Annotated in this window: 23 protein-coding genes; 8 read left to right on the top strand and 15 right to left on the bottom strand. The window is 44.3% G+C overall.

What is annotated here, in order from left to right; translation table 11 throughout:
* Nucleotides 1-25: 25 nt before the first annotated feature.
* Nucleotides 26-739 (bottom strand): Crp/Fnr family transcriptional regulator, encoded by a 714-nt coding sequence (locus MKY62_RS10270; protein WP_011198016.1) that lies wholly within the window; start codon nt 737-739, stop codon nt 26-28.
* Nucleotides 740-884: 145 nt separating this feature from the next.
* Nucleotides 885-2,069: a nitrate/nitrite transporter gene (locus MKY62_RS10275; RefSeq protein WP_009328179.1), complete on the bottom strand. Its 1,185-nt coding sequence runs from the start codon at nt 2,067-2,069 to the stop codon at nt 885-887.
* Between the two features lie 221 nt (nt 2,070-2,290).
* Between MKY62_RS10275 and MKY62_RS10280 the strand changes: the two genes are divergently transcribed.
* From MKY62_RS10280 to MKY62_RS10290, 3 genes are all read left to right on the top strand, one after another.
* A complete protein-coding gene (locus MKY62_RS10280; RefSeq protein ID WP_003182328.1) occupies nt 2,291-2,530 on the top strand; it encodes a DUF2164 domain-containing protein in 240 nt (79 codons plus the stop codon).
* Nucleotides 2,531-2,573: 43 nt separating this feature from the next.
* Entirely contained in the window at nt 2,574-3,242 is a 669-nt protein-coding gene (locus tag MKY62_RS10285; RefSeq protein ID WP_003182331.1) for a Crp/Fnr family transcriptional regulator, read from the top strand.
* A gap of 156 nt (nt 3,243-3,398) precedes the next feature.
* Nucleotides 3,399-5,753 carry a nitric-oxide reductase large subunit gene (locus tag MKY62_RS10290; RefSeq protein ID WP_003182332.1) on the top strand — a complete coding sequence of 785 codons (2,355 nt, stop codon included), beginning with the start codon at nt 3,399-3,401 and terminating at the stop codon, nt 5,751-5,753.
* 44 nt (nt 5,754-5,797) lie between these two features.
* Here MKY62_RS10290 and ric read toward each other — a convergent pair whose 3' ends face one another.
* The gene (gene ric, locus MKY62_RS10295; RefSeq protein WP_003182335.1) at nt 5,798-6,511 is read right to left on the bottom strand and encodes an iron-sulfur cluster repair di-iron protein; all 714 of its coding nucleotides are present in this window, start codon (nt 6,509-6,511) and stop codon (nt 5,798-5,800) included.
* 165 nt (nt 6,512-6,676) lie between these two features.
* On the opposite strand from ric, the gene MKY62_RS10300 reads away from it, so the two are divergent.
* From MKY62_RS10300 to MKY62_RS10315, 4 genes are all read left to right on the top strand, one after another.
* Nucleotides 6,677-7,048 (top strand): DUF1360 domain-containing protein, encoded by a 372-nt coding sequence (locus MKY62_RS10300; RefSeq protein ID WP_003182336.1) that lies wholly within the window; start codon nt 6,677-6,679, stop codon nt 7,046-7,048.
* A gap of 429 nt (nt 7,049-7,477) precedes the next feature.
* Nucleotides 7,478-9,046 carry a cellulase family glycosylhydrolase gene (locus MKY62_RS10305; RefSeq protein WP_149168619.1) on the top strand — a complete coding sequence of 523 codons (1,569 nt, stop codon included), beginning with the start codon at nt 7,478-7,480 and terminating at the stop codon, nt 9,044-9,046.
* 47 nt (nt 9,047-9,093) lie between these two features.
* Nucleotides 9,094-9,351, top strand: a complete 258-nt coding sequence (locus tag MKY62_RS10310; protein ID WP_009328166.1) for a YnfE family protein — start codon at nt 9,094-9,096, stop codon at nt 9,349-9,351.
* Between the two features lie 26 nt (nt 9,352-9,377).
* Entirely contained in the window at nt 9,378-9,884 is a 507-nt protein-coding gene (locus MKY62_RS10315) for a GNAT family N-acetyltransferase (RefSeq protein ID WP_003182341.1), read from the top strand.
* Nucleotides 9,885-10,429: 545 nt separating this feature from the next.
* Here the strand turns inward: MKY62_RS10315 and MKY62_RS10320 are convergent.
* The 7 genes from MKY62_RS10320 to MKY62_RS10350 form a co-directional block, all read right to left on the bottom strand.
* Nucleotides 10,430-11,566 (bottom strand): choline esterase, encoded by a 1,137-nt coding sequence (locus MKY62_RS10320; protein WP_003182343.1) that lies wholly within the window; start codon nt 11,564-11,566, stop codon nt 10,430-10,432.
* A 722-nt stretch (nt 11,567-12,288) separates the two neighbouring features.
* Nucleotides 12,289-13,206, bottom strand: a complete 918-nt coding sequence (locus MKY62_RS10325) for an NAD(P)/FAD-dependent oxidoreductase (RefSeq protein ID WP_003182345.1) — start codon at nt 13,204-13,206, stop codon at nt 12,289-12,291.
* A 52-nt stretch (nt 13,207-13,258) separates the two neighbouring features.
* On the bottom strand, nt 13,259-14,149 hold the full coding sequence (locus tag MKY62_RS10330; protein ID WP_003182348.1) for a class I SAM-dependent methyltransferase: 891 nt from the start codon (nt 14,147-14,149) through the stop codon (nt 13,259-13,261).
* A gap of 104 nt (nt 14,150-14,253) precedes the next feature.
* Nucleotides 14,254-14,655, bottom strand: coding sequence for an RrF2 family transcriptional regulator (locus MKY62_RS10335; protein ID WP_011198022.1), 402 nt, complete (start codon nt 14,653-14,655; stop codon nt 14,254-14,256).
* 414 nt (nt 14,656-15,069) lie between these two features.
* Entirely contained in the window at nt 15,070-16,476 is a 1,407-nt protein-coding gene (locus MKY62_RS10340; protein ID WP_003182351.1) for a right-handed parallel beta-helix repeat-containing protein, read from the bottom strand.
* A 137-nt stretch (nt 16,477-16,613) separates the two neighbouring features.
* Nucleotides 16,614-17,930: a branched-chain amino acid transport system II carrier protein gene (gene brnQ, locus MKY62_RS10345; protein WP_025804657.1), complete on the bottom strand. Its 1,317-nt coding sequence runs from the start codon at nt 17,928-17,930 to the stop codon at nt 16,614-16,616.
* 561 nt (nt 17,931-18,491) lie between these two features.
* Nucleotides 18,492-19,550, bottom strand: coding sequence for an NAD(P)-dependent alcohol dehydrogenase (locus MKY62_RS10350; protein ID WP_009328152.1), 1,059 nt, complete (start codon nt 19,548-19,550; stop codon nt 18,492-18,494).
* 205 nt (nt 19,551-19,755) lie between these two features.
* On the opposite strand from MKY62_RS10350, the gene MKY62_RS10355 reads away from it, so the two are divergent.
* Complete coding sequence (locus MKY62_RS10355; RefSeq protein WP_003182359.1) at nt 19,756-20,151, top strand: MerR family transcriptional regulator; 396 nt, start codon at nt 19,756-19,758, stop codon at nt 20,149-20,151.
* A 26-nt stretch (nt 20,152-20,177) separates the two neighbouring features.
* On the opposite strand, the gene MKY62_RS10360 is transcribed toward MKY62_RS10355, so the two are convergent.
* The 5 genes from MKY62_RS10360 to MKY62_RS10380 form a co-directional block, all read right to left on the bottom strand.
* Nucleotides 20,178-20,441 carry an HPr family phosphocarrier protein gene (locus tag MKY62_RS10360; RefSeq protein ID WP_003182361.1) on the bottom strand — a complete coding sequence of 88 codons (264 nt, stop codon included), beginning with the start codon at nt 20,439-20,441 and terminating at the stop codon, nt 20,178-20,180.
* A gap of 197 nt (nt 20,442-20,638) precedes the next feature.
* Complete coding sequence (locus MKY62_RS10365; RefSeq protein WP_003182363.1) at nt 20,639-21,739, bottom strand: MBL fold metallo-hydrolase; 1,101 nt, start codon at nt 21,737-21,739, stop codon at nt 20,639-20,641.
* 217 nt (nt 21,740-21,956) lie between these two features.
* A complete protein-coding gene (locus MKY62_RS10370; RefSeq protein WP_009328147.1) occupies nt 21,957-22,364 on the bottom strand; it encodes a hypothetical protein in 408 nt (135 codons plus the stop codon).
* 115 nt (nt 22,365-22,479) lie between these two features.
* Nucleotides 22,480-23,541: an enoyl-CoA hydratase/isomerase family protein gene (locus tag MKY62_RS10375; RefSeq protein ID WP_003182367.1), complete on the bottom strand. Its 1,062-nt coding sequence runs from the start codon at nt 23,539-23,541 to the stop codon at nt 22,480-22,482.
* 15 nt (nt 23,542-23,556) lie between these two features.
* Nucleotides 23,557-24,342 (bottom strand): enoyl-CoA hydratase-related protein, encoded by a 786-nt coding sequence (locus MKY62_RS10380; RefSeq protein ID WP_003182370.1) that lies wholly within the window; start codon nt 24,340-24,342, stop codon nt 23,557-23,559.
* Between the last annotated feature and the right edge of the window lies 1 nt (nt 24,343).

A 24,343-nucleotide genomic window follows, 5' to 3' on the forward strand; every position in this document is an offset into this window, starting at 1 on the left:
CATGTCCTTGTTTGTTTTCGCTTTTTCAGTCGATATTGCAGATTTCGAGCGGGCAGTTTTCACAGTCGATTTCGCGTTTTAAATAATTGATCTGGTGGATGACGATTTTTCCCGAGTCCTCAATTGAAATGACACCGTTCTTCCGGAGGTCGCTCAGCATGCGGTTGATGCTTTCTCTTGCAGCAGCACAAAATTTCGCCAGATCCTGGTTCGTCAGGACAATATTGATGAGAATCCCGTCGCTTCTTGTGATGCCGTAGCTGTTTGCGAGACGGATCAAGGTGGAGTAGAGCGCGCCTTTTTTACCATTCAGCAAAAGGTCGCGGATCTTCGATTGAATCTTTCGCAAATGCGTGCTCATCCATTTCATAAACTCAAACGTCAGCGCACCGTTTTGAATGAGTTCTTTTTCAAGCTTATCTTTATTGATGACCAACACTTCGCCATCAGAGAGGATCTTTGCGCTCAGCATATATTTCGCATCTTCTGTAAAAAGCGTAAGCTCCCCGACAATATCATTTTTTTTGCACATTCTAAGCGTCAGTTCTTTGCCATCGGACGTCAATTTGCCGATCTGGACAAGTCCTGACTGAATAAGATACAGTTCCTCTGCATCCATCCCTTCTTGAAAAAGGAATGTGTCCTGCCTGATTTTTCGTCGCGTACTGATCGATTCCAGCAAGTGATGCAGATCGTCTGAGAGCAAATCTGTGTCTGATTTTCTAACAGAAATGTTCATTGAGCGTCACCCCTTTTGCAGTTCTTATTTTAACGTTAAATAAGGCAGAGTGACCTTTTAAATATAAACAATATTGTGAACATATGAATATAGTCCCGAAAAAGAGCCTGGGCATATCGGCTCAATCTCTTTTTGCAGGAAGGGCTTATAAATGGTTGGCCTTCGTTTTGGACGATGTTTTGTTCACTTCCTGAAAATACATCCAGACCACGATCACAAAGCTTGCAAGAGCCGCTTCTGACAGCGCCATGAATCCGATCGCATAATGGCCGGTTGCCTGAAAAACGCTTGACAGGATGAGAGGCGGGAAAAATCCTCCCAAGCCGCCCATCGCTGATACGATCCCATTAACGATGCCGGCCTGATTTGAAAAATAAAGCGGCACGAGCTTAAAGATGATCCCGTTTCCGAGTCCGGCGCACACGGCAACGGTTAATACCCCAAACCCGTACAGTCCGAGGCTCGGCGAAAAGGCCAATAAAATCCCTGACAAGGTGCAGCCGGCAAATACATACATCAACAGCTTCAGCGGGTTGAATTTGTCTGCCAGCCAGCCGCCGACAGGCCTCAGAAAAGTGGCGACAGCGATAAATCCGGCGGTTCTCAGCCCTGAATCGACGGGATCAAGCCCGAAGTGATTAACAAGAAAGTTCGGAAGATAAATCGTAAACGCGACGAAAGATCCGAATGTAATGAAGTAAAACAAGCTTAAAAACCATAATGTCTGATTTCGGTAGACTGCCTTCATTTGCTCTGTTACAGATACCGTAACTTTTGTTTCTTTTCGATCTCCAAGGATAAAGTTCAATAAAGCGAATACGGCGACTAACACGATGTACATCCGCACCGTATTTTCCCACCCGGCGGTTTTTGCGACAACAGGAGCGGCAAACGTAGTAATCGCTGTACCGACGTTCCCAGCGCCGTAGATCCCATTGACAAACCCGTGCTTTTCTTTAGGGTAGTATTTCGGCAGTGATGTGACCCCGATGGAAAAGACCGCTCCGCCGATGCCGAGGAAGAAGCCGCCAAGGATCAAGTCGAACAGCGAATCGGCTGTGCTGATCCAAAAAACCGGGAACAGAAGCAGCAAAAAGCTGATCATGAATGTAATTCTTGCTCCAAATCTGTTCGTGTAGTAGCCCAGCGGAATCCTGAGAAGCGACCCGAGTATGACCGGAATGGCCGTAACAAGGGAGACCTCGCTGTCTGTCAGGGCGATGTCCTGCTTAATGTGGGGCATTAAAGAGGAAATCAATACCCAAACCATAAATCCTGCGACTAAACTAAATGACTGCAGCGGTAATTGTATTTTTTGACGATTTGCCATTGCGGTTTTGCTCCTTTCAAAGGGAAAAATGAATAAATCAATCAGCATGTTTATCTTACAAAAAGTCTTTTTAAAACATTGTGAATTACGTCACACGGTCATTCGCTTGTTTCGTGTTTAATATCGGTAAGTGACGGAGAGTAAACGGATGTAAAAAAATAAATTGTTCATTTGCGGACTTTATCGTTTATCATGGAAATAAAAAAAGGAGTGCCGCTTTTATGTTTATAAAGCTTACCCAAGAAGAAAAACAAGCGATCATCGATGAAATCAAACGCTTTTATGTTGAAGAAAGAGGAGAAGAGGTCGGAGACATTGCGGCGATTCAAATGTTCGAATTCGTAAAGGAAAAGCTCGGACCTTACTTTTACAATCAGGCCTTGAAGGACAGCCGCAGAGTGGTGGAAGAGAAGGCAGCGGCGATTGAAGAAGAGCTCTTTGCACTGGAGCGCCGTCTGTGACAAACCGCTCTCCTTTAGCAAAACCGAAGGGATTGAAAGACCAATGGAGTTTCTGAAGCAATTTATGATTTTCAGCGGGTTGAATGATGAAGAGTTCAAGCAAATCGAGCAGATCGCGGCCAAGCGCACCTATCAGCCGAGAATGTTTGTTTTTATGGAGGGGGAAGAGAGGGAAGCGGTATTTTTCATCAAATCCGGTCTTGTTAAAGCCTTTAAAATCGATGAAGACGGCAATGAACAAGTGATTTCGATTCTGCAAAACGGGGATATGTTTCCCCATGTCGGCTTTTTTGACCTCTCCCCATACCCGGCAACGGCAGAAGCCGTTCAAGAAACCGAATTGATCGTAATCCGCATCGCCGATTTTAATGAACTTTTGATGAAATTTCCGGAAATGACGATAAAAGTGATGCAAATCATGGGGAAAAAGATTCTCGATTTGCAAGAGCGGATCCAGGGTTTTATCTCAAAAGACGTCCAGCACCGCTTGACACATGTATTAATGAAGCTTGCTGCTGAACATGGCATTCCTCAAGAAAAAGGGGTCTACATCAGCCTGCCCATTACCAATCAGGATTTTGCGAACATGGTCGGAACGTCAAGGGAAACGATTAACCGCACATTAAATGAATTGAAAAAGAAAAATCTGCTGACAGCTGACAGGAGCGGAATTTTCATTCATGATACAGACTGGCTGAACGGCTGCAATTAAGGCATGAGTTTTAGGCTTTCCATTGAACGGCAGATGGAAAGCCTGTTTTTTATTTTGTTCACAAATACGCCATGATTTAAGTGATCTGGTTCACAACTGGTGTTTTGCATATCCAGTATCTTAGGACATGCAAAATCAAAAAAGGAGTGAACCGCAATGGAAGTACAAAGAAAGACGGTGCCCGTTAAAAAAGCATCAAAAAACGGTTTTCTGAAATCCATTCTCGTCTTTACTTTAATCGTAAGTTTTTCGGTGCTGCTTTTGGGAGGCTATTGGATCTTCAAAGGACTTGCACCAAGACCTGTTGAAGTGTCCGGGCCAAACGGAGAGGTGCTCATGACAAAATCGTCTATTTCAGGCGGTCAGGCCGTATTTCAAAAATACGCGCTGATGGACTATGGAACGATTTTGGGGCACGGATCTTATATGGGGCCTGATTACACGGCCGAAGCCCTGAAAATCTATACGGAAGGGATGCAGGATTTTAAGGCGGAGGCACAATACGGCAAGCGCTTTAAACAACTTTCAGATGAAAAGCAGTCCACCATCCGGAATCACGTCATCCGCGAAATGAGAAAAAACCGTTATGATCGCCCATCAGATACATTGAAGCTGACAGACGCGCAGGTCTACGGCTTGCATCAAGTGCGCGATCATTACCGCAAAGTCTTTACAAAAGGAGACGGCTGGGGGCTTGAGCCCGGTTTAATTAAAGAAAGCCACATGCCTGAACGCAACAGGGCGTGGGTCGACAGCGAAGACCAAATCACGCAGGTCTCCGATTTTATCTTTTGGACGGCATGGCTTTCCAGTACATTAAGGCCGGGCGACGACATTACGTACACGAACAACTGGCCGTATGATGAAGATGCGGGCAACACGATGTCATTCGCCGCCGTTTGGTGGAGCGGCGCAAGCGTTACCATCCTCATTTTATTTGTCGGCATTATTTTATTCGTGTTTTACCGTTACAAGCTTGGAATGAAAGAGGCTTACCAGGAAGGGGCGTTTCCGGTATTTGATCTGGATAAACAGCCGCTCACCGCTTCACAGGTTAAAACCGGAAAATATTTCGCCGTTGTGTCGCTGCTGTTTTTTGTTCAGGCGATGTTCGGGGCTTTGCTCGCCCACTATTATATTGAACCGGACAGCTTTTTTGGGATTGATTGGATCAGGGAGCTGTTGCCCTTCAGCATATCTAAGGGATTTCACCTTCAGCTGGCGATCTTCTGGATTGCAACTTCATGGCTCGGGATGGGTATTTATGCGGCGCCGCTTGTCGGAGGCCGCGAGCCGAAAAGACAGGGGCTGCTTGTCGACATTCTGTTTTGGGCGCTGATCGTCCTTGTCGGCGGAAGCATGGTCGGCGAATGGCTCGGAGCGAAAGGCTTTTTAGGAAACAACTGGTTCTTATTCGGCCATCAAGGAATGGAATATATTGAACTCGGCCGCTTTTGGCAGGTCATTCTTGCGCTCGGCATGCTGATTTGGCTGTTTATCGTCTTCAGAGGCATTAAGAGCGGCCTCAAGCGGGAGCCTGATAAAGGCGGTTTGATTCATCTGCTGTTTTATTCTTCGATCGCCATTCCGCTGTTTTACGGTGCTGCCTTTTTCTTTAATCCCGGCACTAATATTACAATGTCGGATTTTTGGCGGTGGTGGATCATCCATCTTTGGGTGGAAGGGATTTTTGAAGTCTTTGCCGTCGTGGTCATCGGCTTTTTGCTCGTGCAAATGAACCTGGTGACGAAAAAGTCGACTGTCAGAACGCTCTATTTTCAATTGACGATCCTGCTGGGGAGCGGTGTCATCGGGATCGGACACCATTACTATTACAACGGGTCTTCCGAAGTCTGGATCGGCCTCGGTTCCGTCTTCTCATGCCTGGAAGTCATCCCGCTTACCCTGCTTGTATTGGAAGCTTACGAACAATACAAGATGATGAAAGACGGCGGACATCACTTCCCGTATAAAGCAACGTTCTGGTTCCTGATTTCAACGGCGATCTGGAATCTGGTCGGCGCCGGGGTATTGGGCTTTTTGATCAACTTGCCTGCCGTCAGCTATTTTGAGCACGGGCAGTTCTTGACACCCGCCCACGGACACGGGGCGATGATGGGTGTGTACGGCATGTTTGCCATTGCCGTCTGGCTGTATACGCTCCGCAATATCGCCAAAAAAGAAGCATGGAATGATAAATGGCTGAAAATAGCCTGCTGGTCGCTGAACATCGGCCTGTTCGGAATGGTGTTTATCAATTTGCTGCCGGTCGGTTTTCTTCAATTGAAAAAAGCGTTTGAAGACGGGTACTGGAGCTCAAGGGCGCCTGAGTTTTTACAGCAGGATGCAGTGCAAACGCTGCTGACTTGGAGGGCCGTGCCGGATACGATCTTTTTAGCCGGAATCGTGATTTTGGTTGTATTCAGCATCAGAGCATTATTCCATCTCCGCAAACCGACGCATCGGGAAGGAGAAGCGCTGCCTGTTAAAGACATTGCTTCAGATGAATAGATAAACAAAAAGACAGAGGAAGTAAAATCCTCTGTCTTTTTGTTTTATTGATTGGCTTCCGCTTCAAGCCGCGGGAACAAAATATTGTTTTCCAGGTGAATGTGCTGAAAAAGATCCGTTTCCAATTCATCAAGCTTTAAGTAAGTCAGTGTATATGTTGTGCATGCCCCTTCAGGAAGGGTATAGTCATTGGTCACTCTTCTCAGTTCCTTCAGGATGCTGCCTGCGGCTTCATGCTCTTGTTCAAGGACGTCGATCGTCTGAACCGCTTCTGCTAAGCGGTCCATTGATCGCGTCTCTTCATAGGCCATCACTTTCGGGAAAATATGTTCCTCTTCCTGGAAGAGGTGATGTTCGAGTTCTGTTTTCAGCTGATGGAACAATTGATGGACCTGGGCGAGCTCCGGATGATGGATGCCATGAACCCGGTATACTTTTGTAACAAAGCCTGACAGTTCAGGAAGCACCTCATACAGGTAGGCATGGTGCGTATGAATCACATGGTCGATCAGCTGTGAATACGGGGCTTCACTCCAGTTCGTCTCTTTTGCGTTTAATGCCTTTGTCTCTTGATATAATGTATTGATTCTAGCTAAGATCTCTTCTTCATTTAAATCCTGCTCTTTTATCGCTTCACCGATCGGACGGTTGCCCCCGCAGCAAAAGTCGATGCGATATTCTTTCAGCAGCCGGCTGGCTCTTGGAAAATGGGTAACAATATCACCCGTTTTTGTGTTTTGATCAAAAACTGCTTCCATTTGTAAAACCTCCTGAAGTGTTTTTTATGCTATGGGTTAAATGTAACGGGTTCACTGAAGGAAAATCGTGATCTACATCACATTCTGAAAAAATGACGGAAAAAGCAATAAGTCAGAAGAAATCGGGAAATAGCTATAGATAACTTTTCATGTTGGAGGCCCGCAATGGAGCATATATCCTGGCTTACATTTACGATGCTGATTCTCGCCAGTTACCGGTTAACTCATTTAATTGTTTTTGATAAGATCACGGAGTTTATCCGGAAACCGTTTATGAAGAAAAAGCAGACGGTTGATGAACAAGGGCATGTAGAAACGAAAAAAGTGCCGAAATCAAACTTCGGCTATTTGCTGAATTGCTATTGGTGCGCAGGGATATGGTGCGCTTTGATCATTGCTGTCGGGTATCTGATTGTCCCAAAAGCGATATTCCCGTTGATTTTGATTTTGTCGGTCGCCGGGGGGCAGGCGATTCTTGAAACGTTTGTCGGTGTCGCCACAAAACTTGTCGGCTTTTTCTCCGATTTAAAGAAGTAAACCCATTCCAAGCGGATGGTTTTATTTTTTTGTCAATAAAGTGATACAAACAGCAGAGAGAACGAGTCAGTTTTATGAACTTTTCACAGCGATTTTTCCCGGATGCGGCATTTTAGGCAGAGAGGAAGCATCTCATTGTAAAGATTTCAGTTTTTAAAATTTAGAATTGAGAGAAAAAGGATGTGCAAAGTCCCCGGCCATTTGTTTTAAAAGCTTGCGGTCACTAGTATTCAGACCTCCCATTTTATACGAAAAGAGGAAATAGATAGATTTTTTAAGCGCCAAAAAACAAGAAATATGGTTGATAGACAATCGGTGAATAGTTTATTTACAATCAGTTCGTGCTACAGGCAAGGAAAGGAGTGAAAAATGGCTGCGGAAAAAGTATTTTCGAAAAATAAAATCATTGGAGGAAAAAGAATGTCATATATGAAACGTTCCATCTCTGTCTTCATCGCCTGTTTTATGGTAGCGGCGCTTGGCATCAGCGGTATCATTGCACCGAAAGCGGCTGCCGCTTCTAAAACACCCGTTGCTGTAAACGGACAGCTTACCTTAAAAGGTACGCAGCTCGTCAATCAAAACGGAAAAGCGGTTCAGCTGAAAGGAATCAGCTCCCACGGTCTACAGTGGTATGGCGATTATGTCAACAAAGACTCGTTAAAATGGCTGAGAGACGACTGGGGCATCAATGTTTTCCGCGCGGCCATGTATACAGCTGAAGGCGGCTATATTGACAATCCGTCGGTTAAAAACAAAGTGAAGGAAGCCGTCGAAGCGGCAAAAGAACTCGGAATCTATGTGATCATTGACTGGCACATACTGAGCGATGGCAATCCAAACCAAAACAAAGCGAAAGCAAAAGAATTTTTTAACGAAATGTCAAGACTTTATGGCAAGACGCCAAACGTCATTTTTGAAATTGCCAACGAGCCGAACGGCGATGTCAACTGGAATCGCGACATTAAACCTTACGCCGAAGAAATCCTGTCCGTGATTCGCAAAAACTCTCCGAAAAATATTGTGATTGTCGGAACAGGCACCTGGAGCCAGGATGTCAATGATGCGGCGGACAATCAGCTGAAAGACGGCAATGTCATGTACGCGCTCCATTTTTATGCGGGCACGCACGGTCAGTCTTTGCGGGATAAAGCCGATTATGCACTCAGCAAAGGAGCGCCGATTTTCGTCACAGAATGGGGAACGAGCGATGCTTCAGGAAACGGCGGGGTCTACCTTGACCAATCCAGGGAGTGGCTGAAATATTTAGACAGCAAAAAAATCAGCTGGGTAAACTGGAACTTATCCGACAAACAAGAGTCGTCAGCAGCTTTAAACCCAGGCGCCTCTAAAAACGGAGGATGGTCGCAATCCGACTTGTCCCCATCAGGCAAATTCGTCAGGGATAACATCCGCAGCGGGTCAAACGGTTCGTCAGGAGACTCTGGATCGAATTCGAAAGGGTCAGATCAAAAAGACCAAAAAAAGGATCAGGATAAACCAGGTCAAGACAGCGGCGCTGCAGCCAACACGATAGCAGTACAATACAGAGCGGGGGACAACAATGTAAACGGCAACCAAATCCGCCCTCAGCTCAACATTAAAAACAACAGCAAAAAAACCGTCTCTTTAAATCGAATCACCGTCCGCTACTGGTATAAAACGAATCGCAAAGGACAAAATTTTGACTGCGACTATGCCCAAATCGGCTGCAGCAAAATCACGCACAAATTCGTCCAAATAAAAAAAGCGGTAAACGGAGCAGACACGTATCTTGAAGTAGGGTTTAAAAATGGTACATTGGCGCCGGGTGCAAGTACAGGTGAAATCCAGATCCGTCTTCACAATGACGGCTGGAGCAATTATGCCCAAAGCGGCGACTATTCATTTTTAAATTCAAACACGTTTAAAAATACGAAAAAAATCACGTTGTATGAGAACGGAAAGCTGATTTGGGGCACTGAACCTAATTGGTGTCCGTTTTCGTATATATTATAATGGAAGGAATGAGGAATATTTTTGTAAACATGAAAGGAGATGGATGTATGAATGAAACATTGCAGCAATACATGATGCTTGTCAAGGAACACTATGACACGATCAATGGACCGGATTACACAGGCAAGGAGGAAGACATTGAAAAGAGAAAGGAACAAATCGAGCTTTACGCCAAAACGCTTCAGCAAGGCTTTTCAACAGATGATGACTATGATGAATTCGCAGATGCCGTGATTAAATGCGCATACGGAGATCTGACGGTGGAAGAATTAGAAACGGTTTATCAGGAATTAACGTCTCCATAATCAATAAAATAAGGGGGAGGAGAAGCATGAAAGACATGATCATGAAGACAGACCGGCTTATTTTGCGAAAAATGAGGCGCGATGACGCCGAAAACCTGCTCGAAATCTTTTCTGACCCGATAGCAATGGAATATTATCCATCGACAAAGAATGAAAAACAGACATTGCAATGGATCGACCGGACGCTTGAAAACTATGAAAAACACGGAACCGGTCTGTGGGTTGCCGAACATAAACAAACGGGCGAATTTTTAGGCCAATGCGGCATCGTGCCACAGGAAGTCGAAGGATCGAACGAAATGGAAATCGGCTATTTGTTTAAACGGAGCGTCTGGAAAAACGGCTATGCAACCGAAGCAGCATCAGCATGCAAACAATATGGATTTGAGTCATTTCATCTGAAAAAAATCGTATCTTTACCTGATGCGCAAAATCTGCCGTCCAGAAAAGTAGCCGAACGAATCGGGATGACTTTAGAAAAAACAATACATAAATGGGGAAAAGAAATTGCCGTATATTCAGTGTATCGCTAAATTTTTATTCTGTCTCACTAACTTGAGTATACTTTGAGATTGAGACAGAATTTCTTTTTAATCCTTAACTTCCGAGAATATATATTATGTAAACTAGAAAGAAATGAAGGTTAGGATTATACAATGTTCCTCCTGTACGACGGTTCTTTGACATAACCCATTCTTCTCAAACTCCTTCTCCTTTAACTTATAAAAATTGATCTCTTCTTGTGATCATCTTTGTACAAAAGAATTGTAATTTTGAAGGGAATAAACACTTCTTTGCTTGCATATTCATTTAGTTTTAATTGGGCGCGATTCTCCCTATCAAATCAAAACTCATCTCAATATCTATATGTCAATATAGTATAAATTCATTTGGTATGATCTGTTCTAGAATCCAGCCAATTTCTAACATCTTCAACGGTGAAAACACCGCTTATCATCTCAAATAGAAAACAATGCCTGAAATATGAGAGAGCCGATAACCGCGTAATAGGGTTATCGGCTTTGTGTCTGTACGGCTAACTCTTTGACATGCGTTTATCAGCAACCTCTCGGTTATGTCACTTGTTGCTGGTCTTCTTGATCAAGTCCACGCCATCGTATGCCAGACTTTCCACACTTGCAGCCTTCAGCAGTATGTAATGATCAAAAAAGTTCTTCGTATAGTCTGTAACAAGATTTCGCATCTCCATAGCATCCCGTTCACCTCTGAGTTCCTCATTAACACTGGTAAACACGATGTCGCAGTAATCTAAATGCGCAACACGATCAACAGAGAAATAATAGGTTTCCATGCTATTGTTAGCGCCAATTATCGCATTCATGTTATAGTTAGGTTCACAAAACAGTAGCAAGAAGGGTTTCTTAAGGTCGCTGTCGAGAAGGCCGAACGCACCGCTATCCAAGCCAATCCCGCAGGCGAACCGGTCGTCGTCCCGGCAAACAATCGCCGTCGTAGGCCCTCCATAAGAATGTCCGACTATGCCCATGCCGATGTCAAGCAACAATCTGCCCTTAAAGATGGAATTCAGTTCTCCAGAGTCCAGTTTGTAAAGATAATCGGCTACATACCTTACATCTTCTGCCTGTAACTCACTATACTCTGTTAACTTGGCAAGTATCGGCAGTGTAAGCACGTTATGGCACATCTCAATGGCAGTTTCATCGTCAGGCCGCATCTCCATCTTACCAGCCAACGCCAGCATCTCCGGATCTTCAGAAAACGCCATAATGACATCCGAAAAATCCTTTGATACATTAAACAGGCGCCCATCTTTACGCTTATACATCGTGCTATTCTGATGGCCGATGCTTACCACAACATATCCCATGCTTGCCAAGTCTGTACAGATCACTGTACCCCATTCTGGAGAACCGCCCCCGCCGCAAACATAGAATAATACCGGATAGCGCTTTTCCTTCCCGGAGAGAGCAAGGTCGTCGTAACACTGGGTCTTGATATCTATAGAGAAAACATCCTTCAACGCAGTGACAAGTGGCTGCTCATTAAACATCTCGTAGACTTCAGGAAACATGTACGTTGATGTAGTCTTACCTTCGCTACTGTCGGACGGATAGTACACAAACGCCGTCAGTTCTCTTTTTGAGTGATCTGATGCCGTGTACTCAAAATCCATCTGGGTTCGACCGACAGTATAGCCGCCAATTGGTTCTGGAAATGCGTCATAAGTTTTCATTTTCTTATTCCCCCTTAATTAATAAAAGTGGCGAATGTGAAATACATACATTGCGCTATAAGCGCTTTTCAAAACTGTGAAACTATTACATCCTATCTTCAGTGAATCATATCTACTCCTTGGCTTTCTTGAGATCGCTAACAATTTCAGATATATGATTCCCAATAATTATTTCCAAACTTGCTGCTTCTTTTAATGTTAATGGGTGAATATATGTGCACACCTCTTTTAACAAGATTTTTCTATAAAATTTCGACAAGGTTCTACAATACCCTTCTATGAATATTCATAATATCTCAGTAATAGTGCATCAGTCGTTCAGAATGGATCCAGTTTTACTTTCCCAAATAATAATGGATCCACTTTTACTTTCTGTAAAGAGAACATAAGAGTGGATCCATTAAATGATAAAATACTTATTTGACTAGTGTTTACAACGCATAAAATGGATCTATGTTTACTTCCTTGTACAACAGAAGTGTATTACCGAAAATAAAAAAACCCCATTAAATTAGGGTTTTTTTGAACATATGACACCAAGTTTTTCAACGAACTGTTAATCGATAACTTTAGTTTATTGTTCACAGAACGGTTTATCAAATGACGAATAAAAAAACAGCTACCAGGCATTTCACCTCTACATATGTCAACATACACCCCTATTTTCTTCTGACTTAAAGTATGGCTCTTTTAATTTTGGACATTTGAGTATCAGAAAGTTTTCATCCGTTTTGCTCCCAAGCCTCCAAATTCAGTTCATTGTTTATGGCCGCGGCGGCCATAGCACCCATCGAGGCGGCGACAACGGCTTGATGCAATTTCGTAGCTGCATCGCCTGCACTATAGATGCCCGGTATATTCGTTTTCCCAAAGTTATCAACGACGACCGTTCCCGATTCTGTGATGTCGCATCCTATGGCTCGCGGTAAATCCGATCCTGTCACAAGTTCCGTTTTAAAAAAGATTCCCTTACATGGAATTGTCGTCCCGTCTTCGAGAACGACTTGTTGCACGATCCCGTCGTCTGAGTCGATGCATCGAATCGGCGCTTCGAATACAGGGACGCGATGCCTGCTGAGCTCCTCGCACTGCTCGTCCGTCAGTTGATGGGGGCCGTTCGTGCAAATCGTAAAACGGTTCGTCCATCCTGATATGAGAGAAGCGAAGTGAATGGCCTCGTCCCCCTTGGTAATGATCACTAGAGGCTTATCCCTTAATTCCCAGCCATCACAGTACGGGCAGACGAAGGCGCTCTTCCCATAAACCTCTGCCAGCCCTGGAATATCTAGCGGCTGATCCTTCATTCCGACGGCAAACAGCACTTTCTTGCTTGCAAAAGTGTTTCCTTGCGCAGTTGTCATTTGAAAATGACCGCCGGTTTTTGTAATCGACACAGCTTTATCCGCTATAAAAGACACGGAGGGATATGCACTGATCTGTTCCTTTGCAATTTGCCGAAATTCACTTGGGCTTATTCCGTCACGGGTAAGAAATCCGTGAGCTTTGCGAGTAACGGCGTTGCGTGGCCGGCCTGCATCGATCACCGCCACATTTTTCCTCGCACGCCCAAGAACAAGGGCGGCATTCAACCCTGCTGGACCTCCCCCAATAATCGCTACATCGAGAAGTTGTTTTTTCATGTATTTAAGAACCTCCATAGATCTTTAATATCTATAATTAATTGCTGTGTCGTCATGAATTCATGTACATGTTCTGATTCTGTAATCGGATCAGAACTTTTCCAAAACGGCCGCCCTGTCGGATTTCCACCTTGTCGTTTGGATAAGTCCGTTCCAAATAAGCGGCGGTGATTTTCCGGTTGCGATCGTCCGCAGGCAAACCAAACATTCTCAACATGTCCATAACCTCATTGAGCGCCGTTTCCCTGGATACCTCCCTCGTTTTCATTTCCCGGGTTACGAGTGATTCATAGGTATAACCTTTTAGAAACAATAAATGGAGCAAATAGGCCATCTCCGAATGTTCATTTTTAAGGGGCTGATCTGAAACCAGCGGCCAAATCTCATTCAGAAGACTGTGCTCCCGAGAGCCGGCTGACAGACTGATATAGCAAAACTGCCGTGCGCAGCTCAGCACCCTCTTTACGCTCTCCCAATCAGCAATAGCCGGGCACATGGAGACAAATACAAAATCAAAAGCATTTCCCCATCCCTTTGCTTGGATATCTATGTCTTCGAAAGGCTCAGCTACAATCTTAACCTTCCCGTTTGTTATTCCTGTTATATTTTCTTTCATCAGCTCGACTAAAGGAAGACTAGGCTCCACGGCGGTAACTTCGGCCCCTCTCTCTGCAAATGGCACTGTAAATCCGCCCGAGGCTGCTCCAATATCTAAAATAGAGGTATCTTTAAATGTCACCCCCTGCCCTTCCAGCCATTTCATAATCCGTTTTGTCCTTTTCCTCCCTTCTTCGTTAAACGCTTGCTCATTGAATGACTTTGCTCTAAGGTCAAAATGGTGTACTTTATCCATTCCGGCTTTTTTCATTTTGTTAACCGCTGTCTGCTGATCTTCCTTCCAAGCTTCTTCCCAAACGGTTTCTTTAAAAAATTCGTTTATCAAGATCCATAACTCCTTTCATTTTTTGCTGTAAAATCAATGATTAAGGCTTAACAGACTTTAAAGACACTTTATATCTTTGATAGTCTTAAAAAAATAACTGCGGTTCACAACTCAACAGTTATTTTTTTGGCAAGGTCAGATATTTTTTGTTGTCTCAAATAATTCTCCATTTCATCTTCTGCAGATACCATCACCTTCTGAATCACACATTCTGATCCATGGTTCAAGTTGCAATCGAACAAGGAGGCTGTACCTTCAATTGCGTGAATAATATCAAGAAACGAAATGTCTTCCCAATTCCGCTTTAGCCTATATCCGCCATTGGCGCCTGAAGCGGATTCAATCATTCCCGCCTTGGCCAGCTTCGTTAAAATTTTCGATAAATACGTGGGCGATACCTCTTGCCGTTCTGCCAACTGCTGTACACCGACAAATGTATTTGGGGCGCCTGCTGCAAGAAAGAGCATAGTGTGAAGGGCATAGTTCGTTGCTTTCGAATACTTCATAGCGCAGTTTTTCACCTCAATCATAGACTTTACTTATCCATGATAGCTTTTATATTTAGGCAATGTCAAGTTTTTCATACTTTTTTCCACACTTCTGCAGGATCAAAAGGAAAGAAACAACCGAAGCCCGATCTACGTACAACATTCATAAAAGGGAACTCCAGATTTTCAGGTAGCTGAAAAGGCTATCACATGAAACAATGATTCGGGGTCAACTAGTGAGAAAAAATCTTCTCTTGTTTGACATTAAAGAAATTAGTGAACGGGTATCTTTCTAACATTCATCCGCTCTTTTGGCTGTATTCAGAAGGCAATCCATAGATTAATTTTGCAGTTTAAAAATCCCCAAAGCTACGCTGTGAAAGCAGCTTTGGGGTATGGGGAATTCTTTTAGCATGTTCGGTGTTTCGCACTTTACTCAATCACAGACCAAGCCGGTGAATCAGGATCTAATGTAAAGTCATGAGATGACTCGTCGCGATACATCGGATCGGCATAAATCGAGTCTTGATCTTGATTTGTTGCGTTTTGATACGGCGAAAACGAGTCGTATTCATTCTGTTTCCAAATCCATAGTCCGTCTTTGCCGGATTCCTTGTGGTACACGTTATGATTCACTTTATTTCCTTCATTTTTCGTAAAATCGTTTGCGATAAATATTCGCGAATCGCTTGCTGTTATGATGTTTTTTTCGATTGTATTGTTTTTTGTATCATACTGGAGCAAAAGCTGTCCGCCATCCAGCCCCTTTGTATCATTGCGGTAAATAATATTGTGTGCAATGACAGAATGGCTGGTGCCTCCCCGCTTTTGGTCGTATCCGCCGATAGAAATGCCCGTATACGCATTCTCATACACTTTGTTGTCGGTTATTTGAATATCATCAGCATATTTCCCTTTATGTTCAGACGTTGCTTCAATTCCGATATCGTTGCCGTAGACCGTATTTTCCTTAATGTCAATGCTTTGTCCTCCGTCAACATATATTCCGCCCGCAGAATAGTCATCACCATAGGCAGGATTTCCGTAAGTGGAGTTATCGTAAACCGTGTTGTTTTCTACGATACCGTTTCGCACAAAATCGTTTTGAGCGGCCGTTCCTTCATATCCGATCAGATCAATTCCGATGTTGTTATTGTCGCGAACCACATTGCCTCTCACCGTGAAACCGTCAATGTTTCCGTTCAGCACAACCGCTTCACTCGCTCCGAGTGTCAGCTTTTCAACCGTATTGTCCTCGATCTTAATGTCTTTCATGCTGCCGGAGCCATAAACGGCAATCCCGTGGGCATTGCCATCATCCGCTGTTGTTTTTATATCCCGGACGTGATTGTTTTTGATGGTAATATGACTGCTGGAGCCTGACACATAAATTCCCATGGCTGTTGCTTCTTCTGATGAAACGGAAAGGTCTTGAATCGTCAGTCCGCTGATTGTGATGTACTGTTGATTGTGAATCTGAATGAGCGGTGTTTCATATTCCGCGTCCTTAACAGATTCTCCGCTGATGACGACTTTTTCATTCTCATAGTTTTGAAATGTGATAGGCTTTTCAGCCGACCCGCTCTCTCTCACATCAAGCGTTTCATGATACGTGCCTTCCCGAATCATGACAGTTGTGCCGGGGACAGCCTTTTTTGCTGCCTGTTTCAGAGTTCGAAACGGCTTTTCTTTCGTTCCTTCATTTTGATCATTTCCATCGGGGGAAACATACAAGCTGTTAGCCGGTTCTGCTTCTTTTGCTCCGGTCTTATCGTAAGCAAAAGCGATGATAACAGAAACTAAAATACACGCTGATAAAATAAAATACCATTTTCTCATACTCAGCACTCTTTTCTTTTCAAAATGGATAAACTAACACCATTATAGAATATCCATTTATGGAAAACCATCGCAAACATTTGAAAGAAAAAGGCAACCCTGGGATCATAGGGTTGCCTTCATATTTATGAGTTTATTCAGCACTTCCGGAGTCTATGAATGAGATAGCCGCCTATTCCTCCTAAAATCGCCGGAAGCACCCATCCTAATCCGATGTCATACATCGGGAGAAACTGATTGAAAAATTGATTAATAGCTGCAATTTTGAGTCCGGCAGCATTCAGGCCGTCAAACAGGCTGATGATAAAGGTCAATATCAGACTGCCTTGATACACTTCCCTCTTCCCTTTAAATAAAGGATGTAAAAATGTTAAGAATATTAAAGAAATCGCAATGGGATACAAAGTTGTTAAAACCGGCATTGAAACGTTAATCAGCTGTGTTAATCCTATATTTGCTACAAGGGTGCTGAACATTGACAGAATGACAGCAATTTTTTTATAGGAGATGTTTGGAAACAAGCCGTGGAAAAACGAAGAGCATGCTGTGATGAGTCCCACACTTGTTGTCAGACATGCTACAGTTATCATTAAGCCCAAAAAAACGGAACCATATGGTCCGAAATAATAGGATGAAACCTTTGCCAAAACCTCGGCTCCATTTTCTAAAAGACCCAGTTTTTCAACGCTGGAAGCCCCCATATATGAAAGCGCTGAATAGATCAGAGCCAAGAGCGCCGCTGCAATCGCCGTCGATTTTGCACAAACGATTATGAGCTGTTTTTTGGAGGCCGCTCCCTTCTCTTTCATGGCGTTCACAATGATGATTCCAAATACAAAAGCGACAAGGGCATCAAGAGTAAAGTAACCTTCTTTGAATCCTTTAAAAAATACGTGTGATGCATATCCTTCAGACGGAGCTTGAAAGCTTCCGATTGGATGAATAATAGCCGTAACAACGAGCAATCCGATAAATGTTAATTTAATAGGAGTTAGAAATTTTCCGATTACATCGATAATTTTAGTTGGATTCAGGGACAGCAAGCATGCCACAGTGAAAAATAATACGGTAAATATGATTAAGGCAACAGGGCCCGCATCATTTGATAAAAAAGGTTTAACCCCTATTTCAAACGACACATTGCCGGATCTGGGAATCGCAAAAAAAGGGCCGATTGCTAAATAGAGAACCGTTGTAAATACAATGCCGAACAACGGATGCACACGACTGGCCAGAGACTGCAAATCATTTTTTCCTGAAAAAACGAATGCCGTAATGGCGAGCAATGGCAATCCGACTCCGGTCACCAAGAATCCTGCATTGGCTGTCCATACATTCTCTCCGGCCATCTGACCCAGCATAGGCGGGAAAATGAGATTTCCTGCACCGAAAAATAATGCGAATAGCATTAATCCTATGATTAGGATAAATGAAAAAGGAATTTTTTTTGCCATCATGAGTCCTCCGATTCGGGTTAAGCTATTAGTGCGTTTTTAGTAGTCAGCAGTGTAGCGCGATAAAAATTTTCAAAATAAATGTCCTGAATTATCAGTAAATATTAAATAAAAGTACTATCCTACTATAGTAGCTGTTGCTCGTATTGTCAAAGGTTTAGTCTGTATAAAAATTACGTCGCACTCCTCCTTTGGAATTGATTTGAAAGTTTGTTACATAATGTAAAAATAACGATGGAAAGTAAATTCTCTTTTTGGGAGGTTGTGAAATGCCATTAGGGCCTGCAATCATTTCGGTATTAATAGGATTCGGGGATCGTATATGTCATTATGAGAGCGGTAAGGAAATCTAATTGATGGCAGGACGCCTCGGCCCCGATCCCTTGTCGCATAAACCAAGGCCGCCAATCCCTGTTCGGCTCTCTGCTCGTTATAGAACAAGGAGATATATAGAATGGTATCTTCATTCGCTCGGCTGAAATTGCCGGGTCATGCGGGGCAAAAGCTAAGAAAAGCGGCCAGTCAAATAAAATGACTGGCCTATCTGTTATTATATATGATTTACAAAGTAGAGACATCAATCACGAATCGATAACGCACATCGCTTTTGAGGACGCGCTCATATGCTTCATCTACTTGGTCAGCTCCGATGACCTCAATTTGCGGAGCCAAGCCGTGTTCAGCAGCGAAATCAAGCATCTCTTGTGTCTCCCGAATGCCGCCGACAAGCGAACCTGCAATGCTGCGGCGGCCCATGATTAAGGAAAACACACTGTACTGATCCCGTTCTGCCGGCGCGCCGACGTTAACAAGTGTTCCATCGGCGCGAAGAAGCGATAAGTATGCATCAACGTCCAGATTGGCGGACACCGTGTTTAAAATAAGATCAAAGCGTCCGGCCAGCTCAGTGAATACTGCAGGGTCGCCAGTTGCAAAGTAATGATCTGCGCCAAAACGCAAGGCTTCTTCCTGTTTATTCAAAGAGCGGCTTAAGACCGTTACTTCTGCCCCCATGGCATGCGCAAATTGGATGGCGACGTGGCCGAGTCCCCCCATTCCCACAACGGCAACTTTCTTGCCGGGGCCTGCGTTCCAATGCTTCAAAGGAGAGTACGTGGTGATGCCTGCGCACAAGAGCGGGCTTGCAACATCCAAGTTCAGGCTGTCCGGAATGCGGACAACAAAATCTTCTTTAACCACGATGTATTGGCTGTAACCGCCATATGTCGGATTTCCATCGTAGTCTAAACAGTTATACGTTTGGATCACGCCTTTCGTACAAAATTGCTCCTCTCCGCTCTGGCAGTATTCACATTCGCCGCAAGAGTCAACGAAGCAGCCGACCCCCACGCGGTCGCCGACAGCAAATTTTTTAACACTTGTCCCAACTGCTTTGACGATGCCGGCGATTTCATGTCCCGGAACCATTGGGAAGATTCCGCCTCCCCATTCATCGTACGCGCTATGGATATCCGAATGGCAAATGCCGCTGTACTTAATATCGATTAAAACGTCATTCGGTTGTAATTCCCTTCTTTCAATTGTGGTCTGTTCAAATTTCGCCTTGGCTCTCGGAGCACTCAGTACACGGGTTGAGATGGTTTTATGCAGATTACACATCCATATCGATCCTTTCTTACGTTATATTACGCCAATTCATAGAGAAGAGGTGCAAGTTAAGGTTAAACCTTAAAGTTCGCTTTAAGGCAAGAGGTTTTTCTGAAATCTTCTTCGGCTTGCGTTAAAGTCCACTTTAAGGTCTATAATCATTGTGTGTTGTGACACATCCAATTAGAATTTTGATGAATATGATGGAGGTTTCAAAATGGGGTATTCTATAAAAGAAGTTGCTGAAAAAGTAGGTTTGCCTACACATACACTCCGATATTATGAAAAAGAAGGTCTTCTGCCTTTTATTAAAAGAGACGCAAATGGAAACCGCATTTTTGAAGAAAAAGACTTGTCATGGTTGGAGCTTGTGATATGCTTGCGGAAAACTGACATTGCGCTTTCGGAATTACGGGAAATCGTCAATTTAACAAAAGAAGGAGATTGGACCATCTCGAAGCGCAAACAAATACTTGAAAAACATAAAGAAAAAATGCTTGAAAAGCAAAGAGTCCTGGAACGCGCCTTTTTAAAAATCGATGAGAAAATCATGTACTATGATGGATTAGAAAAAAAGAATCAGGCAATGTCCTTGAAAGCGGATGAAAAGTAATTTGATAAGTGCCGGCGCGCTTTCAATTATGGCACTACATTCAAAAGAAATTTTTCCAAAGTCTCCTTTGCGGCTTGCTCATCCGTACCATAGACCATTAACGTGATCTCATCCCCTTCTTGCACTCCTAATTGAAGGATTTCCATCAGATCTTTCCCGTTTGCTGTCTGCCCGTTTTTAGCGAGTACGATTTCACTTTTGAATGAAATCGCTTTGCGGACAAATAGGGTCGTATGCCTGGCCTGAAGCCCCCGGGGGAGCCGAACTGTTGATTTTGTTACTAACACCATAACTCTCTCCTTGCTTCTTTTTCGATTAAGGCTACGAAATTCTTTTCTAAGCTGCATCTACAGAATAATCGTTAAAGCCCACTTTAACGCAAGGGATTTTGTGAAATTTGCTGAGAAAAAGCCGTCTCCGGCCTGCGCTGGAAACGGCTTTTTTCTTAATTTAAAAAGGATGCTTTATATACAGATAAACGACCTGCTTATATATCCCACCAAAAGGTTTCGGGAAGCGAGTATTGGCTGTTTAACGGAACCGTTTCGCCAATCGCCGGAGCAATCATGTTGGCGCCTTTTTTCTCGGCCTCTTTCAATGCGCGTTCAATCGGCTCTTTCCAGCCGTGGTATGCGAGGGTAAAGGCTCCCCAATGAATCAACATCATGTTCTTTCCTTTTACATCTTTATGGGCTTGTACAGATTGTTCGGGTGTCATATGAATCCCGGACCAGCGTCTGTCATATTGGCCGCCTTCCATTAATGTGATATCGAAAGGGCCGTATTTTTTGCCGATTTCCTTAAAGTGTTCATCATATCCCCCGTCACCGCTCGTATAAAAACGCGTATGTTTTCCGAGGATGACCCAGCCGCCCCACAGGGTCGTGTTTCGATTCAATAATCCTCTGCCTGAAAAGTGTTTGGACGGTGTCAGGGCTATTGTCAAACCTTGAAACTCCGTTTCATCCCACCAATTGAGTTCGGTGATTTTTTCTTTCTCAATTCCCCACCGGATCAAGTGTGCGCTGATTCCGTAAGGAACGAAGAAATGACCGGCCTTTTCCTTCAGCTTTAAGATGGATGGATAATCTAAGTGATCATAATGGTCATGTGTAATCAAGACGGCGTCAATCGGCGGCATATCATTGACCGTATGCAGGATGTCTTCGCTGTAGCGTCTGCTTCCGATGAATGATACGGGTGAAGCAATTGGACCCAGCATAGGGTCTACGAGTATTTTTTTGCGGTCGATGCTCAGTAAAAAAGCGGAATGTCCAAACCATGTTAAGCTGTCTTCGTTACTTTTAACGATGTTCCAATCAATCTCAGAAACAGGGATTTGATCGGAAGGATTGCGCTCCTTGCCGCCGGAAACAGCGTCTCTCATCATTGAGAAAACTCCGGATATTCCGCCCATATCCATCTTTTCTTGTGTTTGATTAAGAAATTTGCCATCGGCATAATTGTCAAAGCTTTGATACAGCTTTTTTTGTTCCTTGCTTGGATTTCCTCCAAACACAGGATGTAAATTGATGAACAATAAAACAGCCGCAGCTAAGATGATGATAAAAATGAATAAAAACATCATGGTTTTTTTCCTTGTTCCTTCCTTTTCAGGATGATATCTTGCTTCTTCTTATTCTACCGATTATAGCTGCTTCGTCGCCAGTATAATGAATAAAATGTAAGAACCCTCCGAATTTGGAGAGTTCTTTTTAATAGTGCCGCGTAAAACGGCTATTGTGTAAATGCTCAGCCGGCGATTCCAGACCACCGCCATAGCCTTCTCAGGCAGGATGCAGCAATTATTTATTTTGCACTAATAAAAATGTGTATTTGGTGCCCTCCGGCTTGTTTTTCCAATAAATCGTTACCTCCGCATCTCCCTTTTGGCGTCCTTCGTAGTCTACCGAGTTCATGCTCGGATTAGCATATGCATGGAGAATAAAGGGGTCATCGACCGCAACCTCTAAATCTTCGTCCGAAAATTCAATTTGAGGACCTCCATTTATACTGCCGCAATAGAAATGCGCACGGCCGGAACCGCCAATGCCAACTGTTTCGTCGTATACGGTGAAGATGTGAGTTGAGCATTCGCTTGGTTTAATAGTACCAACTGATGCAGCATTTGCAGAAACGGCATGAAAGGACAGAATCGTCGCAAGGGCAATGGCTAGTGACAAGAAATACTTGCTTAATTTTCCGATGTTCATGTTGTCAACCTCTAACCAAATATTGTCAGTATACATATTCTCCATATCGAAATATATACCTCTATAATAAGGTTCTTACAAAAAAAGAGCTGACGCTAATGGTCAGCTCCCGCTTTTAAAACCGGACAGATTCAGAGGGTTGGAAAAACCGGTCCACCGCTTCATCGGTTACATCTGAAACGTTCCGGTACTTGTAGTTCGGTGATTGATCACGGTCGATCAGGACGGACCTGACGCCTTCGAAGAAATCATTGTGCTTCAAAAAGTTCTTTGCCAGCACCAGATCCGTGGCAAAGCATTCTTCCAGTGTTTTTTGACGTCCGTCCGCCAGCTGTTTCAATGTGATTTTTAATGAAAATGGCGATTTGGAAAGCATTGTTTTTTTCACATTCGAGCTAAAGGTGCTTCCCTCGCTTTCGAGCGATTGAAGGATCTCTTCCAGCTTATCATACTTAAAATGACGGTCAATCGCTTGCTGATCACGGGCGAGCGTGCTCTCCTGGGAGGGCTCCGTTTTTGATTCGCGGATCAGCTGATCGAGCTTTTCTTCAACGCTTGCAAGGCGCCAATCGGTTTGTTCCACTGCTTGAAGCAATCGTTCTAAAGCGCCGCTCTCCATGTAGGCGTCTGCCCCATTGATATACAGCACGTCGGCTGCATGGATGACAGACGCCGTTAATCCAAGATACCGCCCTAAGCGGCCCGGGGCTTTGTTTAAAAAATAGGCTGCCCCGACATCCGGAAAGAAGCCGATATTCATTTCGGGCATCGCCCATTTTGTCCTCTCCGTGACGATCCGGTGGCTGGCCCCGTACGTCAGGCCGACGCCTCCCCCCATGACGATCCCGTCCAAGCAGGCGATGATCGGTTTCGAAAATCGATGGACTGCCATATCGACTTCGTACTCTGTTTCAAAAAAGCGCTCGGCATCTTGCAGGGCCTGTTTTGACGAACGAGCTTCATAGAGTGCCTTAATATCCCCTCCGGCACATAGTCCTTTTGGTCCTGCACCTTTGATGACCACGATAGAAACGTTTTGATCTGTCTCCCACTCGTTTAACTTTTCACCAATCAGACGGACCATGTCGTATGTGAGTGAGTTGAGCGCTTTCGGGCGATTCAGAACAATCGCTGCGGCGCCGTTTTGATTGACGGAAAACAGCACGTCATCGGACATCTTGATCCACTCCTTTTATGAATGATGAAAGTTTGGTTTGCGCTTTTCGACAAATGCGTGAATTCCTTCTTTGGCATCTGAAGTGACAAACAGCTCGGCGAATCTGTTTCGCTCCCTCTCCAGTGCTTGTTCCATGCTTTCGCTGGCGCCCTGTACGACACATTCGACGGCGCGCCTCACGCTGGTCATGCTTTTTCCTTCGATAAAAGACGACGCGACAGCAGCTGCCGTCTTCATCAGTTCCTCTCCCTTTACAGCCATCTGTGCAATTTTCAGCTCTACCGCCTCTTGAGCTGAAAGCGATCGGCCCGTCAGGATAAGGTCGAGTGCTGTCGCTGTGTCCGTTATGTTGCGAAGCCGCTGTGTACCACCAAATGCAGGAATCAAGCCGAGCTTTAATTCGGGAAGACCGACTGTTGCATCGTCTGATACGATTCTGAAGTGGCAGCTCATCGCGAGTTCCAGGCCTCCGCCAAGAGCCGGTCCGTTTATCGCCGCAATGACGGGTTTTTTGGAAGCTTCGATTTCATCGCAGAGCGCCTGGCCCCCTTGTGCGAGCGCCAATCCTTGTTTTTGGTCCCCAAGTTTTGAAACGAATTCTTTTATATCCGCTCCCGCCACAAAAAAGCGGCCTTCTCCAGTAATGATGATTGCTTTTGTCTCCTCGTCGCGGGCCAATTCCCGAAAAAGAGAGCGCAATTCGGCGATACAGGAAGAAGAAAGTGTATTTGCCGGCGGATTGTTCAACGTCACGGTTGTGATGCCATGTTCTGTTTTAAGTGTGGCATATTTCAAGTTCAAT

The sequence above is a fragment of the Bacillus sp. FSL R7-0646 genome, from assembly GCF_037969865.1.
Taxonomy (GTDB): domain Bacteria; phylum Bacillota; class Bacilli; order Bacillales; family Bacillaceae; genus Bacillus; species Bacillus licheniformis.

What these genes read in the sequence shown, in the direction of transcription:
- MKY62_RS10270 (WP_011198016.1), bottom strand. Translation starts at nt 739, where the DNA reads ATGAACATTTCTGTTAGAAAATCAGACACAGATTTGCTCTCAGACGAT.
- MKY62_RS10275 (WP_009328179.1), bottom strand. Translation starts at nt 2,069, where the DNA reads ATGGCAAATCGTCAAAAAATACAATTACCGCTGCAGTCATTTAGTTTA.
- MKY62_RS10280 (WP_003182328.1), top strand. Translation starts at nt 2,291, where the DNA reads ATGTTTATAAAGCTTACCCAAGAAGAAAAACAAGCGATCATCGATGAA.
- MKY62_RS10285 (WP_003182331.1), top strand. Translation starts at nt 2,574, where the DNA reads ATGGAGTTTCTGAAGCAATTTATGATTTTCAGCGGGTTGAATGATGAA.
- MKY62_RS10290 (WP_003182332.1), top strand. Translation starts at nt 3,399, where the DNA reads ATGGAAGTACAAAGAAAGACGGTGCCCGTTAAAAAAGCATCAAAAAAC.
- ric (WP_003182335.1), bottom strand. Translation starts at nt 6,511, where the DNA reads ATGGAAGCAGTTTTTGATCAAAACACAAAAACGGGTGATATTGTTACC.
- MKY62_RS10300 (WP_003182336.1), top strand. Translation starts at nt 6,677, where the DNA reads ATGGAGCATATATCCTGGCTTACATTTACGATGCTGATTCTCGCCAGT.
- MKY62_RS10305 (WP_149168619.1), top strand. Translation starts at nt 7,478, where the DNA reads ATGAAACGTTCCATCTCTGTCTTCATCGCCTGTTTTATGGTAGCGGCG.
- MKY62_RS10310 (WP_009328166.1), top strand. Translation starts at nt 9,094, where the DNA reads ATGAATGAAACATTGCAGCAATACATGATGCTTGTCAAGGAACACTAT.
- MKY62_RS10315 (WP_003182341.1), top strand. Translation starts at nt 9,378, where the DNA reads ATGAAAGACATGATCATGAAGACAGACCGGCTTATTTTGCGAAAAATG.
- MKY62_RS10320 (WP_003182343.1), bottom strand. Translation starts at nt 11,566, where the DNA reads ATGAAAACTTATGACGCATTTCCAGAACCAATTGGCGGCTATACTGTC.
- MKY62_RS10325 (WP_003182345.1), bottom strand. Translation starts at nt 13,206, where the DNA reads ATGAAAAAACAACTTCTCGATGTAGCGATTATTGGGGGAGGTCCAGCA.
- MKY62_RS10335 (WP_011198022.1), bottom strand. Translation starts at nt 14,655, where the DNA reads ATGAAGTATTCGAAAGCAACGAACTATGCCCTTCACACTATGCTCTTT.
- MKY62_RS10340 (WP_003182351.1), bottom strand. Translation starts at nt 16,476, where the DNA reads ATGAGAAAATGGTATTTTATTTTATCAGCGTGTATTTTAGTTTCTGTT.
- brnQ (WP_025804657.1), bottom strand. Translation starts at nt 17,930, where the DNA reads ATGGCAAAAAAAATTCCTTTTTCATTTATCCTAATCATAGGATTAATG.
- MKY62_RS10350 (WP_009328152.1), bottom strand. Translation starts at nt 19,550, where the DNA reads ATGTGTAATCTGCATAAAACCATCTCAACCCGTGTACTGAGTGCTCCG.
- MKY62_RS10355 (WP_003182359.1), top strand. Translation starts at nt 19,756, where the DNA reads ATGGGGTATTCTATAAAAGAAGTTGCTGAAAAAGTAGGTTTGCCTACA.
- MKY62_RS10360 (WP_003182361.1), bottom strand. Translation starts at nt 20,441, where the DNA reads ATGGTGTTAGTAACAAAATCAACAGTTCGGCTCCCCCGGGGGCTTCAG.
- MKY62_RS10365 (WP_003182363.1), bottom strand. Translation starts at nt 21,739, where the DNA reads ATGATGTTTTTATTCATTTTTATCATCATCTTAGCTGCGGCTGTTTTA.
- MKY62_RS10370 (WP_009328147.1), bottom strand. Translation starts at nt 22,364, where the DNA reads ATGAACATCGGAAAATTAAGCAAGTATTTCTTGTCACTAGCCATTGCC.
- MKY62_RS10375 (WP_003182367.1), bottom strand. Translation starts at nt 23,541, where the DNA reads ATGTCCGATGACGTGCTGTTTTCCGTCAATCAAAACGGCGCCGCAGCG.